The sequence below is a fragment of the Mangrovihabitans endophyticus genome (assembly GCF_014646155.1).
GTDB classification, from domain to species: domain Bacteria; phylum Actinomycetota; class Actinomycetes; order Mycobacteriales; family Micromonosporaceae; genus Actinoplanes; species Actinoplanes endophyticus.
Genome location: NZ_BMMX01000003.1, coordinates 291,961 through 304,612, shown reverse-complemented (window position 1 = coordinate 304,612; position 12,652 = coordinate 291,961). Strand labels below are relative to the sequence as shown.

At 68.2% G+C, this 12,652-nt stretch carries 16 protein-coding genes; 8 read left to right on the top strand and 8 right to left on the bottom strand.

Features of this window, described 5'->3' with window-relative positions; translation table 11 throughout:
* Positions 1–8: 8 nt before the first annotated feature.
* Complete coding sequence (locus IEY73_RS07565; RefSeq protein ID WP_189078350.1) at positions 9–248, bottom strand: acyl carrier protein; 240 nt, start codon at positions 246–248, stop codon at positions 9–11.
* A 618-nt stretch (positions 249–866) separates the two neighbouring features.
* On the opposite strand from IEY73_RS07565, the gene IEY73_RS07560 reads away from it, so the two are divergent.
* The 3 genes from IEY73_RS07560 (at position 867) to IEY73_RS07550 (ending at position 3,166) form a co-directional block, all read left to right on the top strand.
* The gene (locus IEY73_RS07560; protein WP_189078349.1) at positions 867–1,865 is read left to right on the top strand and encodes an LLM class flavin-dependent oxidoreductase; all 999 of its coding nucleotides are present in this window, start codon (positions 867–869) and stop codon (positions 1,863–1,865) included.
* Between the two features lie 115 nt (positions 1,866–1,980).
* Positions 1,981–2,394, top strand: a complete 414-nt coding sequence (locus IEY73_RS07555) for a nuclear transport factor 2 family protein (RefSeq protein WP_189078348.1) — start codon at positions 1,981–1,983, stop codon at positions 2,392–2,394.
* 4 nt (positions 2,395–2,398) lie between these two features.
* Positions 2,399–3,166 (top strand): histidine phosphatase family protein, encoded by a 768-nt coding sequence (locus IEY73_RS07550; RefSeq protein WP_189078347.1) that lies wholly within the window; start codon positions 2,399–2,401, stop codon positions 3,164–3,166.
* Positions 3,167–3,225: 59 nt separating this feature from the next.
* Here IEY73_RS07550 and IEY73_RS07545 read toward each other — a convergent pair whose 3' ends face one another.
* Positions 3,226–4,125 carry an oxidoreductase gene (locus tag IEY73_RS07545; protein WP_306661473.1) on the bottom strand — a complete coding sequence of 300 codons (900 nt, stop codon included), beginning with the start codon at positions 4,123–4,125 and terminating at the stop codon, positions 3,226–3,228.
* A 60-nt stretch (positions 4,126–4,185) separates the two neighbouring features.
* On the opposite strand from IEY73_RS07545, the gene IEY73_RS07540 reads away from it, so the two are divergent.
* Complete coding sequence (locus IEY73_RS07540) at positions 4,186–4,323, top strand: winged helix-turn-helix transcriptional regulator (protein ID WP_189078346.1); 138 nt, start codon at positions 4,186–4,188, stop codon at positions 4,321–4,323.
* Positions 4,324–4,439: 116 nt separating this feature from the next.
* Here the strand turns inward: IEY73_RS07540 and IEY73_RS07535 are convergent, their stop codons facing one another.
* Positions 4,440–5,177: an SDR family oxidoreductase gene (locus IEY73_RS07535; protein ID WP_189078345.1), complete on the bottom strand. Its 738-nt coding sequence runs from the start codon at positions 5,175–5,177 to the stop codon at positions 4,440–4,442.
* An 86-nt stretch (positions 5,178–5,263) separates the two neighbouring features.
* Here IEY73_RS07535 and IEY73_RS07530 point away from each other — a divergent pair, with 86 nt between their 5' ends.
* On the top strand, positions 5,264–5,812 hold the full coding sequence (locus IEY73_RS07530) for a TetR/AcrR family transcriptional regulator (protein WP_189078344.1): 549 nt from the start codon (positions 5,264–5,266) through the stop codon (positions 5,810–5,812).
* Between the two features lie 530 nt (positions 5,813–6,342).
* On the opposite strand, the gene IEY73_RS07525 is transcribed toward IEY73_RS07530, so the two are convergent.
* On the bottom strand, positions 6,343–6,807 hold the full coding sequence (locus IEY73_RS07525) for a hypothetical protein (RefSeq protein WP_229715647.1): 465 nt from the start codon (positions 6,805–6,807) through the stop codon (positions 6,343–6,345).
* Entirely contained in the window at positions 6,804–7,322 is a 519-nt protein-coding gene (locus IEY73_RS07520) for an RNA polymerase sigma factor (protein WP_189078343.1), read from the bottom strand. Before IEY73_RS07520 ends, IEY73_RS07525 begins: the two co-directional genes overlap by 4 nt.
* Before the next feature lie 169 nt (positions 7,323–7,491).
* On the opposite strand from IEY73_RS07520, the gene IEY73_RS07515 reads away from it, so the two are divergent.
* From IEY73_RS07515 to IEY73_RS07505, 3 genes are all read left to right on the top strand, one after another.
* A complete protein-coding gene (locus IEY73_RS07515; RefSeq protein ID WP_189078342.1) occupies positions 7,492–8,061 on the top strand; it encodes an ArsR/SmtB family transcription factor in 570 nt (189 codons plus the stop codon).
* A gap of 273 nt (positions 8,062–8,334) precedes the next feature.
* The gene (locus IEY73_RS07510; protein ID WP_229715646.1) at positions 8,335–8,880 is read left to right on the top strand and encodes an RNA polymerase sigma factor; all 546 of its coding nucleotides are present in this window, start codon (positions 8,335–8,337) and stop codon (positions 8,878–8,880) included.
* Positions 8,877–9,815, top strand: coding sequence for a hypothetical protein (locus IEY73_RS07505; protein WP_189078341.1), 939 nt, complete (start codon positions 8,877–8,879; stop codon positions 9,813–9,815). Before IEY73_RS07510 ends, IEY73_RS07505 begins: the two co-directional genes overlap by 4 nt.
* Before the next feature lie 71 nt (positions 9,816–9,886).
* On the opposite strand, the gene IEY73_RS07500 is transcribed toward IEY73_RS07505, so the two are convergent.
* The 3 genes from IEY73_RS07500 to IEY73_RS07490 form a co-directional block, all read right to left on the bottom strand.
* Positions 9,887–10,705 carry an SAM-dependent methyltransferase gene (locus IEY73_RS07500; RefSeq protein ID WP_189078340.1) on the bottom strand — a complete coding sequence of 273 codons (819 nt, stop codon included), beginning with the start codon at positions 10,703–10,705 and terminating at the stop codon, positions 9,887–9,889.
* Between the two features lie 132 nt (positions 10,706–10,837).
* On the bottom strand, positions 10,838–12,049 hold the full coding sequence (locus IEY73_RS07495) for an RNA polymerase sigma factor (protein WP_189078339.1): 1,212 nt from the start codon (positions 12,047–12,049) through the stop codon (positions 10,838–10,840).
* Between the two features lie 31 nt (positions 12,050–12,080).
* Positions 12,081–12,443: a YciI family protein gene (locus IEY73_RS07490; RefSeq protein ID WP_189078338.1), complete on the bottom strand. Its 363-nt coding sequence runs from the start codon at positions 12,441–12,443 to the stop codon at positions 12,081–12,083.
* Positions 12,444–12,652: the final 209 nt, after the last annotated feature.

Sequence of the window (12,652 nt, the reverse complement as noted above, 5' to 3'; positions counted from 1 at the left end):
CAGCACTGTCACAACTGGCCCGCCTTCTTCTTGGCGATCATTTCGGCCGCCGCGTGGTAACTGTCCAGCGTCAAGACCTCATCCTCTTCAAATTCGACCTCGAACGCTTCTTCGAGTGCCACAACCAAAGACAGATGACCGAGGGAGTCCCAATGAGGATGGTTCGCATAGCGGATGGACATCAGATCTGTGCCGGACGGCAAGTCGAGGCCCCTGCGAAACGCCTCATCCAATTTCTCGGGGTGCATACCACTCCTTCGTTCCCGACAGGGTGTGGCCGCCGAGGAGGGCGATGTGCCAACGTACGACGAATACCATCGACCTCCTTAAATAGCCATGTCAAGAGGCGCAGGCACGGCAAAGCTTGCTGAGTGAGCGTTTAGGCTGGTCAAGCGCTAAGAATTTAGGGAGCCGATGGTTTGCCGACGTTGTGCCGCAGTGCGGCAGCGATTTTGCCGGTGTTGTGGACTCCGAGCAGGCTGACCACGGAATTTTTTTGCCGGGTCGAGATGACGCGGGCAACGTTGCCGGTGCAGCCCGGGAGGCATCCTCACCGAACGTCACATCTCTTACCCGGCGAAAGCTCAATGAACAAGTCAAGGCGTGAGCGGATAATCTCTCGCTTCACCAAGCGGACAATCTCAAGTGAACGTGCTGCTGCGTTACGCCGTCCAGCCGGAGAACCAGACTCAACCTCGCGGACAAACCTCTCGATACGGACATTTCTCTGCACTGGCCGACACGCTCAAGATGTGCATAATGGTGAGCATGTCCGGTTGAGCCCACGCTGACCCCGACACGTAATGGGCCCGAAACGGTTGTTTTGCGCCGTGTCCCTGGTCACCGCTCGTAGGAGCCGCCCCGCCATGCGGATTCTGGTCAAAATCAGTGCGTCGACCGAGGTCGCGGTCCTGCGCGAGCGAGTAACGCGCTGGCTCGACGCCGGGATCGACGGCGTCGTTGCCGGCGATCACCTGTTCTCGGTCGGCTCGTCGACCACGCGGTCACCGGCACAGAGCCGCGTCGAGCCCTATGTGCTGCTCGCCGCCGTCGCGGCCCTCTCCGACCGGCTGGATCTCGCGACGATCGTGAGTAACTACACGATCCGCCATCCCGTTCACATTCTGCGGGAGGTGGCGCAACTCGTGGCCCTGGCAGGTGCCGATCGTGTGTGGGCGGGATTCGGCGCAGGGTGGAACGCGATCGAGTACGAGGCGGTGGGCTCGACCATGCCCCCGCTGCGCGACCGGCTCCACGAGCTCGGCCGCACGGTCGAACTCGCCCAGTCCTTGTTCGCCGGGAAGATCGTTTCTGAAGAGGGCGCTGCCGCGGGGTTTCCGTTGTCGCCGGCGTTGGACAAGGCGCCGCGCTTGCTCTTCGGCGGCGGTTCGTCGGGCCTGCTGGAACTTGCCGCACGACATGGCGACCACCTCGACGTGAACACACCTCCAGGTATCGAACCCCAAAGCGCTTCGCGGTCGGGCTGCCGCGCGCGAGACTCGGACACACGCCGCCGGTTGCGCACCTCGGTCGCGGCCGTCCGCGACCACGCTCGCCGATGGCGGGAACTGCGGCACACTCTCGGCCGGGAGGAATCCGGCACGACGTCGGTCACGCTCAGCGCCCTGCGTCTGTGCGGACGCGAGGAGAAAAACAAATACGCCGAGCGGTACGCGCAAGCGCTCGGCATCCCTCGCATCGACCTGGACGACTGCGCCTACACACTGTTCGGCGAGCGTGCAGAGTTGCGTGAACGCGTGGCGCAACGCTACGCCGACGGGCACCTCGACTGGCTCGTCGTACCCGACGGCGAGGATGCCCTTCGTCTGCGGGAGGAAGTGCTGACTCCGGCTGGCGTCGGCTGAACCGCAGCCGGATGGCGCTCACGTCTCACCCACGACCAGAACCGGGCAAGCCGAACGTGACCTCGAACCAGTCCCGACAGGCCGGGCCGCCGGCCGCACATCAAGGAGGCTGACCATGACTACCGCCACGCGCTCGCTCGACGACACCACCGTCGCACGACACCAGATCGCCAACCTGCTCGCCGCCTACCTGGAGGCGGCCGACCGCAAGGACGTCGAGGCTGCGGTCGCCGTCCTCGGTCAGGCCGAGGTGTCCTTTCCCGCTGGGACCTCCCACGATCCGGAAACCGCCCGGGCCTTGTTCACCAAGCTGTGGGGCAATCCCACCAAGCACCGGCACGACCTGTCGAACCTGCTCGTCCTGCCCGGCGACACCCCGGGCACCTGGATCGCACGAGCGCACTACACCCGCTACGTGCTCACGCCCGAACCGGTGCTCAACACCCTCGGCGAGTACGACGTCGTCGTCGACGAAGCCACCTGGACCCTTCGCCGGCTCATCGTGACGCGGACCTGGGTTCAGGCCTGAGCCGGTGGCCGGTGCCGACAAGATCGAGGTCGTACTCGTCCGGCACGGCGAAACCGGGACATACGATCACGATGCCGGGCTGACTGACCGCGGCGAACACCAGGCCTACACGCGAGGAACGGCGCTGGCGCGGGCCCTGGCCGGGCGTGACCGGATCGTGCTACGACACGCACCGACCGAACGCGCGCGCGAGACCGCCGAAGCTCTCCGCGCCGGTCTGACCGACGCGTCCGGGCCGCCAGTGGCCGGAACCCCTCAACCCGATCCCGCCTTCAGCAACTTCCTGATCAGGTGCGGAGAAACCATCACGGAGCCGACCGGAGCCCATGCCCTATACCAGAAAATCGAGCAGGCCGACGCGGCCGCGGACTGGATCACCGATTTCACTCGATACCTCGAACGTCAGCGCCTCGGAGGTGACCCGGTCGGCTACTGGCTGCGCCAACCGCTTCCCTCGTTCGAACCACCGGTCGCCGTCGTCCTCCGGTTCGGGCGCGCGATCGGCCGGTTGATCGCCAGGGGCGACCCCACCACAGCAACCGTGGTCGCCACCCACTCGGGCTGCCTGCGCGCGGTCGTCGCCGCAGCGTGCGGAGAGGACCCCGGTGAGCCGGACAACGGCGAGACCGTCAACGTCGTCGCCGCTCCGGGCCAGAGCGCCGCTATGGTTCACTACCGAAATCGCGCGGACCGGTGGTTCCTCCCCCGTGCAATGCCGCCATGGTTTGGCGGCGAAACCCGCTCGTCCGTCACGACGGCGGATGGTCGGTGACCATGACACGTCGCCCACGCAGGCAGCGCGCCGGGTTCAGCCCTCGTCTTCGGGGTTGTTCAGCGTCCGATGGTGTCCAGGTCGGCCAGGTCTTGCTCGGACAGCATGGTGGCTGCGCCGGTGATGTTCTCGCGCAGGTGCTTCACCGACTTGGTCCCCGGGATCAGCAGCACATTCGGAGAACGCTGCAGCAGCCAGCTCAACGCCACCGCCATCGGCGTGGCCGACCGCCGCTGCGCCACGGCTGACAGCGCGTCGGACTGCAGCGGCGTGAACCCGCCGAGAGGGAAGAAGGGCACATAGGCGATGCCGTCGCGGGCCAGATCGTCGATCAGGTCGTCGTCGTGGCGCACGGCGAGGTTGTACATGTTCTGCACGCACACGACCGGGGCGATCGCCCGGGCCTCGGCGACCTGCCCGGCGGTGACGTTGCTGACCCCGAGGTGACGGACCAGGCCGTCCTGCTGGAGCTGGGCGAGGGTCTCGAAGGCTTCGGCGATCGAGCCGACCTGGGGGCCATTCGCGTCGCCCATGCGAATGTTCACCAGGTCCAGGACGTCCACCCCCAGGGCCTGCAGGTTCTCCTGGACCTGACGGCGCAGGTCCTCGGGACGCCGGGCGGTGGGCCAGCCGCCCCGGGCGTCGCGGTTGGCGCCGACCTTGGTGGCGACGAGCAGCGGTCCGGGATAGGGGTGCAGCGCTTCGCGGATGAGGTCGTTGGTGATGTGGGGTCCGTAGGCGTCGGAGGTATCGATATGGGTGATGCCGGCACCGACGACGGCGCGCAGGACGGCGAGGGCACCGTCGTGGTCGGCCGGAGGGCCCATGACCCAGGCACCGGCTAACTGCATCGCGCCGTAGCCGAAGCGGGTGACCTCACGCCCACCCAGGGTCCACGTCCCGCCGGGCAGAACGAGGGGGGTGGAGCCGGTAGCGTCGCTGGTGGAGGTGGTGCTCATAGTGGGGCCTTCTCCCGATGTCCGTCTCGATGACCGCGGTCGCGGAGCGTCGTCCCGACCGTGCCGGTGACGGTCACCTACGAGCTCACCGAGCTCGGTGTGTCCCTGCACCAGGTGGTGGGCCACCTCCGCGCATGGGCCCAGGACAACATGGACACCGTCATCTCTCACCGCGCCAGCCACGGCAAGGACACCTGAGGACACCGACCCGGGCCGGTCGGCTACCGGCACGCGTCTGACCTGACAGCCGAGTGCACCCTTACCCACCCTCAGAATCGAATCGAGATGGCGGCAGAGCGAAGACGACCACCCGCTCAACCCTGCCGGGTCGGCCGGATGGTCAGGTCACCGATCTCCACGTCGTCCGGCTGGTCGATGGCGAACGCGATCGCTCGGGCCACGGCCTCGGGAGCGATCGCCAACTCGGCCATGTTGCGCTGGATGTGCTCCCGCAGCGCCGGATCGTCGATATGGTCGGCCAGCTCGGTGCGGACGTAGCCGGGCGAGATCGACGTCGTGCGGAGCACGCCTTCGGTGGATTCCTGCCGCAGGGCTTCGAGCACGGTCCGGACCGCGTTCTTGGTACCCGCGTACACCGCCTGGTTGGACACGATCTTCAGCCCCGAGGTCGATACGACTGTCACGAAATGCCCGCGGCCCTGCGCTCGGAAGAGGGGCAACGCCGCCGCGATGCCGTGCAGGACACCGCGCAGGTTCACCTCGATCATCGCATCCCAGCCCTCGACATCCAGGTCGGCCAGCGGCGCGGTCCGGGCAATCCCGGCGTTGGCCACCAGCACGTCCAGCCGCCCGAACTCCTTCGCGGTCGCCTGGATGAATTCATCGACATCGGCCCGGCTGGTCACGTCGGTCCGGTGCACAGAAACCGTTCCTCCTTGATCGCGCAGCTCGGCGGCAAGGGCTTCGAGCCGCTGGGTCCGCCGGGCACCGAGGGCCACGACCGCCCCGCTGCGGGCCAAGAGCCGCGCTGTCGCCTCGCCGATTCCACTGCTGGCCCCGGTGATCGCCACGACCTTTTCCACGTCGTCCACCTCTCGTCTTTGCGGACAGGTGTCCGCTTACCCGAAGGCTAGCCGGACACGTGTCCGCTTGCCCAGCGATGTGATACGACGTACCGGTGACCCCGCCCCGCGCCGATGCCTCCGCCAACCGCGACCGGATCCTCGCCGCCGCCCGGGCCGAGATCGCGATAAACGCGGAGGCCAAGCTCAACGCCATAGCCCAGCGCGCCGGAGTCGGCCAAGGCACCCTGTACCGGCACTTCCCCACCCGTGCCCACCTCCTGGCCGAGGTCTACCGCACTGACGTCGACGAACTCGTGGAGGCGGCGACCACCCTGCTGGCGACCCACGAGCCGGTGACCGCACTGGCCCGCTGGTTCGACCGCGTCGCCGATTACGCTCAGGTCAAACGCGACGTCATGGCGGCCGTCGAGAGCGCGACATGGGCCGATCTCTCCGCGCACAGCCACGGCCCGATCGGCGACGCGGTGACCCGCCTGCTCCAGGCGGGCCAGTTCGCCGGCACGATCCGCCCGGACGCCGACGCCCGCGACGTCATCATCCTCATCACCTACCTGTCCCGCCTCGACGCGGAAGAGTTCGCCGACCGCGCCCGCCACCTCCTCGCGATCGTCCTTGACGGCCTGCGCACTCCCCACCGCTAGACGCTTTCCAGGTCGGGGTCATTGACGGGCCAGGGGGTTGGCGATGGTCAACCAATTGGCGGCGCGGAAACAACCGCCCGTGCGTCCCGGTGACGGAGTCCGGTGCCGGGACGCTGCTGCGAGTGATCGGCCCGCCGGGGCGTACCCGAAAGACCGGATCGATGTAGATCTCACCGAGCGCGGGCATCCGCACACCGTGCCGCGGGCCCTCATCGGCGAGCACCGGCTCGTCCAACTCGGCACGATGCCAGGCGATCAGCGCGGCCCGATGCCGTTCCGGCTCGCCGGCAGAGACGGCCTCGCGCAATCGAAACGTGGTAACCAGCGTGGCCGCCTATCTGCGGTCGCGCCGACCTGGTCCATCTCGCCCTCGACGAATCCGGGTGCCGCCCAGAGCCATGGGTCGCCGGCGACGAACCAATCCGGTTCCTGCGCACCAGCACCATGACCGTGGACAGTGCCGACAAGTGGATGCTGCGCTGCGTGGGGTCGGAGGTGCCCGCGCGGGGTACGGATTTTCTGGGCGATGCTCACTCGTTGCCGCCGAGCCTGTTCAGGTTTTCTCTGCGGCGCAGCAAAGCCCGCCTCCGGCGGCGGGCTGACCACAGGTTCACGGCGGCCATCAGACCCAGCGCGACCACGACGCCGGTCAGCGGGAGCTCCGACCGGTGCCGCGAGGCCGCGAGGATCAGCGAACCTACGGCGAAGACCAGCCAGGCTCCGGTGCCGAGCCATGCGGCTATCACCCGATCTCGGGCGAACAGCGGCGTGCGCCGGGTTACGGCCCAGCCGGCCACCGCCACCCAGCTCAAACCGATCGCCACCAGAACTGCGAAGGCGACCTTCGTGCGCGGTGGCAACGCGGGTTCGGTCGCCCACAGCAGGCTGATCAAGGCGCTGCCGGTAAGGCCCGCGAGTCCCACCGCCACGTAGCCAACCCGCCTGCGCAACGACAACGGCGCCTCCAGCCGCGCCAGGATTTCGTTCGGAGTCATGCCTGGTATCCCTTCCGAACCAGTTCCAGGTGCAACAACTTGCGGGCTCTGTTCAGCCGTGATTTCACCGTCCCGACGGGAACATCGCAGATCTGCGCGCAGACGCCCACCGGCAGATCCTCGAGGTAGAACAGCATCAGTACCTCCCGCTCTCTGGCCGGAAGCGCCGCCAACGCTCTGGCCAGCGTCTCCCGGTCGACGACACCATCCGCCTCATCGGCCTCCAGCGGGTCACCGACCGGTTCGGACTCCGGCCGCCGGTACTGCTCTCGCAACTGGTTCATCACGGCGCGACGGGCGACCACGTAGAACCAGGGGGCGAACCGGTCCGGCTGCCGCAGCCCGGGCAGCCCCCTGAAGACCGCCAGCCAGATCTCCTGCACCACGTCATCGTCAGACCTGCCGAGCATCCGGCCGACGTATCGCTCGACCACCGGATGCCAGTCTCGTACCAACTCGGCGAACGCTTCCCGCTCACCCAACTGACAGCGGATCACCAGTAACTCATCAGTCATCGACCCTCCTTCACCCATTCAGTCGGCGCGCAGGCCCAGGAGGTTCATCGGCGAATGGAAGACGCGATCCTCGCGCGAGGCTTGCTCCAGCCGTTCTCTGAACCTGCGTTGCAAGCCTGCCGCCGGTCCTCTACGCTAGTTCGTAGTTACGGAGCAACGAAAGAGGGTCATGAGCGACAACAGGCTTGACGAACTTGAGCAACGGATCGCCCGACTGGAGAGCCGGATCGACGGCGGAACCGCGCCGAGGCGTACCGCGCGAGGTGCGAACCCGCTGATGGGGGTGCTGCATGGCTGGCGCCGCGAGGCCGAGGAGCAGTCCCTGCCCGGGACGGTGGGCTATGCGGGGTACGTGGCCGGGAGGGAACTGCTTTGGGCCAGGCAGATACCGCTGGCCGAGCTACTGCCGGCGGACTGGGGTCCGGCGGCCGGCATCCTGGAATCCCTCGGCAGCCTGCCGCGGCTGGCGTTGCTCGGGGCGCTTCTGCGCGAGGGCCGCCGCACCAACGTCGACCTTCAGGAGGCGCTCGGCGCGAGCCAGGGGGAGACGACCAGCGGCCAGCTCTACCATCACCTGCGGGCGCTGCAGGGGGCGGGGCTGATCACACAGAAGCGTCGCGGCGAGTACGAACTCGCACCCCAAGCGGTGATCCCGATCCTGACCATCCTCGCCGCAGCGATGAACGTTGCCACCGACCCTCCGGTCGGCCCACCCGTCGCGACTCCGCAATCGACATGACGTTGATCTACTTCGTCGTGGACCGAGCGTGCGCCCCGGCGAGTTCTCCGATGCGGTAACCAGCCCGAGCGCATTCATGCCGAGCGTTCACAAGCGCTTCTCCCAGAGTGCGGCGCCACGGCTGTGCCGACTCAACCGCCGGAGGAGGCTGCCTGCGCAACGGCCGGCCATGGGGGATCTCGCCGCGTCGGAGCGGTCCGATGTAACGCTCCCGGAGTGGTGGACATGACCCTGGCAGCACCTACTCGGGTGCCGGACGGTCAAGGAGGACTGGTGTCCGACGATGTCGCCCGCTTCGGGCGAATATACGACGCGAACTACGACCGGTTGTTGGGGTACGCGCTGCGCCGCACCGACAGTCAGGAGGACGCCGCCGATGTTGTAGCGGAGACGTTTCTGACGGCGTGGCGGCGGTTGGCCGACGTGCCGGAGGACGACGAGGCCCGGTTGTGGTTGTACGGCGTCGCGCGCCGGGTGCTGGCCAACCATCACCGAGGACTGAACCGTTACCGCCGCGTCAGGGAGAGGTTGTCGCGCGCGGTCGCGCCGATGCCGCCCGAACCGGCACCCGGTGAGCAGGCCACGGCCATCACGGCGGCATTCCGTCGGCTCAGCGAGCTCGATCGGGAGCTGCTGCTGCTCGTCGGCTGGGAGGGACTCGACATGCCGCAGATCGGCTCCGTGCTGGGATGCACCCCGGCTACGGCGCGGGTCCGCCTGCACCGGGCCCGCGCCCGGTTCGCCCGCGAACTCGCGCGGCAGGGAGTCGGAGGCGTCCGACGGATCACCGAACAGCCAACCGTGCAGGAGGCGCTGTGAACACCGAGCACCGCACGCAGGAATACATCCGTCGGCTGTCGCTGATCAGCGACCATGAGGTCGGCCTGCAGGCCGACCCGGACGCTCGACAAGCTTTGTTCGAGCAGATCACCGCGACGGCGGCCCCGAGAGCCAAACGGCCCCGGATGACCCGCGGGCTGGTCGCCGTGTTCGCCGGTGTCGCCGTCGCGGCGGCCGGTGGCGCGGCCTGGGCCGGGCTGACCGGTAGCGGCGACGGTGGCCCCGCCAACGGGTGTCACATCGCCGACGGCTCGATCTCAGTGGTCAAGCCGATCACGGGGGATCCGGTCGCCGACTGCGCCGCCGAGTGGAAGCGGGAGACCGGAGCCGACGCCCCGCCCTTGGTCGCCTACGACAACGGGCACGGTGGGACCGACGTCGTCACCGCCGGCACCCTGCCGGACAAAGGTTGGACGCGGCTGGAGCCGGGCGTCAGCCAAGATCCCACCCTGATCGAGCTGGACGCCGCGCTCGATGACCGGATCGACGGCCTACGGTCGGATTGTCTTCCGCTGGCGGTTGCCCGGACCGCCACCGAGCGGGAGCTGAGCCGGCTCGGGCTCCACGACTGGTCCGTGACGACCGAGCGTGGCGCGGCCGACGGCACCGACACGTGCACGTACTACTCGCTCGACGCCGTGACCCGCAGAGTGGTCCTCGTCCCGGTCGAGCACGGCACTACGTCCGTCGACCCGGCGCTGGCCTCGCTGGCCCGCGCCCTCAGAGAGCACCTGAGGGATAGCTGCGACCCGCTCGAAACAGCGGCGGACTACGCCCGTGAAGCTGCAGCGCGGGCCGGAGTCGAACCCGCCGCCCTCGTGGTCAGCGAGATCACCGACGCGAAGGCCGCCTGCACCCGGGCGGAGATGCGGGTCGACGGCCGGGCCGAAGTCATCCTCCGGGGGCGCCGATAGCCGATAGTGGCTCGGCCTCGCCGGGACCAGACATCAGGGGTCCTGTCTCGCGTGGTCTGCGCTGGCGGGTTCTAGTTCTTGCGAGCGACCGCGCACCAGGCCGGGGTGTCCGGGATCGGCTCGGCGTCGGGGTCCGGCCGCCAGTGCGGGTACTGGACGATTCCGGGTTCCAGGATCTCCAGCCCGTTGAGGAACCGGCCGATCTGGTCGCGGGTTCGGAAGGTGACAGGTTCGGCGAGCCTGTCGTTCAGTCCCGCGGCGCCCTCCTCGGCCTCGGCTTGGATATCGTTGGCCGGCTGGCCGACAACCAGGTAGCTGCCCGGCGACAATGCCGCCACGATCTGGTCCACGATCCCCCATGGATCGCCGTCGTCGGGGATGCAGTGCAGCACCCCGACGAGCATGACTGCGACCGGACGGCTGAAGTCCAAAGTGTCGGCCGCTTCCTCAAGAATCTTCCCGGGATCGCGCAGGTCGGCGTCGAGGTACGCGGTTTTCCCCTGCGGGCTGCTGGTCAGCAGCGCCCGTGCATGCACCAGTACCAAGGGGTCGTTGTCCACGTACACGACCCGACTCTCGGGGGCTGCCTGCTGGGCCGTCTCGTGGGTGTTGTTCGCCGTGGGCAGTCCCGTACCGATGTCGAGGAACTGGCGGATTCCGGCCTCGGCCGCCAGGTACCGCACCACCCGGACCAGGAACCCGCGGCATCCACGGACACCGGGCACGATGGAGGGCATGACCTTCACGAGTTCATCGCCCGCCACGCGGTCGCTGGCGAAGTTGTCCTTGCCACCGAGCAGGTAGTCGTAAACCCGCGCGATATGCGCCACACCGGTATCCAACCGGGTGATCGCCTCGCCATCGGTAGCCTCCGCGGCCCATTCGCCCATCGGTCGATCCTTCCGTTCTCATGACGCACCCGGGTGCCTTGGCCGGATGTTGAGACTTCCTCGGAATTCTACGCCGGACGCGTGGACATCCTCCGTCGCGTGGAGGCCGATGTCGACTTCGGCCGTGGCCGCTCAGACCAGTTCGCCGCGTTTGCGAGTCAGGTAAGCGCGCTCGGCGGAGTTGTGGGTGGCGGCGACGGCGGCGGCGTAGGCCAGTTTCGCTTCGGCACTGCGGCCGAGTCGGCGCAGCAGGTCGGCGCGGGTGGCGTGCCAGGCGTGGTAGCCGGCCAGTGGGAGCCGATCGACCAGGGCGAGGGCAACTGCCGGGCCGTCGAGTTCGGCGACCGCGACGGCGCGGTTGAGCGCGACGATCGGGGACGGGTCGAGCCGGGTCAGCCGATCGTAGAGGGCGAGGACTTGCGACCAGTCGGTGTCCGCCGCGGTGAAGGCGTCGGTGTGGACGGCGTTGATCGCGGCCAGTATCTGGTAACGGCCGGGTTGGTTGATCGCCAGGCACTCGCGGACCAGGGTGTGACCTTCGTCGATCAAGGCTCGGTTCCAGCCGGCGCGGTCCTGTTCGAGGAGTGGGACCAACTGTCCATCGCGGACGCGAGCCTCGCGCCGGGCCTCGATGAGCACCAGCAGCCCGAGCAGACCCGTCACCTCCGGCTGGTCGGGCAGCAGTTGGCGCAGGATCCGGGTCAGCCGGATGGCCTCGCCGGTGAGCTCGGCACGAACCGGGTCGCCGTCACCGGTGGCGAGGTAGCCCTCGTTGAAGACCAGGAACAGTACCGTGAGCACACCGCCGAGCCGTTCGGGCAGGTCGGTGGTCTCGGGTATCCGGTACGGCACCTTCGCCGCCGCGATCTTCTTCTTCGCCCGGGTGAGGCGTTGCGCCATGGTGGTTTCGGGCACGAGGAACGCTTGCGCGATCTCGGGCGTGCTCAGTCCACCGAGCAGTCGCAGCGTCAGCGCGATCCGTGCGTCCGGGGCCAGCGCCGGGTGGCAGCAGGTGAACAACAGCCGTAGCCGGTCGTCCTCGATCGGTCCGGTGGAATCGTGGGGCGAGTCGTCGTACTGCATGAGAGCCGCCTGATGCTTGGCGTCGCGCTGCTTGTCGCGGCGGATCTGGTCGATCGCGCGGTTACCCGCGGTGGTGGTCAGCCAGCCACCGGGATTGGGCGGCACACCGGCCTCCGGCCATCGCTGCAGCGCGGCCACCAGAGCCTCGCCGGCTGCTTCCTCGGCGATGTCGATGTCGCCGAAGCGGCGTACCAGCGAGGCGATCAGGCGGCCGTACTGTTCGCGGAAGACCCGCTCGACGGCCGCCGTCCCGCTGTCCATTATTTCCCCGGGCTCTTCCGGCCGAGCCCGCTCAGGCGAGGCCGTCGAACGGCCGGACCTCGACCTTGCCGCGGCATGCCTTCGATCCCTCGGCGGCAAGCTTGAGCGCCACGTCCAGGTCGGGCGCGTCGATGACCCAGAAACCGCCGATGATCTCCTTGGTCTCCAGGTACGGGCCGTCGGTCAGGACCGGGGCCTCGCCCTGGCCGTCCACGACGGTCGCCGTCGATGCCGCCGCAAGGCCGCCGGCGAAGACCCAGTAGCCCGTGGCCTGCAGCTTGTCGTTGAAGGCTCCGGTCGCGGCGAACGCCTCCTCCATCTCCTGCTTGGAGCCGTAGTTGCCGAACTCGTTGCGCTCGGCCGGACCATGCACGCTCAGCAGGTAGTGCGTCATCTCAGCTCTCCTCAACTTTCCGGGCGGCTCCGATGACCGCCTGCCATCACCACGAACGACATCCCGCCGATACGACAACCCGCCACGGATTATTTCGCATCGGGTTCCGCATCCGGCGGACCGCATCCGGCGGGTGCCCGGCCTCCGCATCACCGCCCGAGCGGGCGACAGGTCTTCGACGGGGTACGGCGTGGATGCCGACCGGGGCG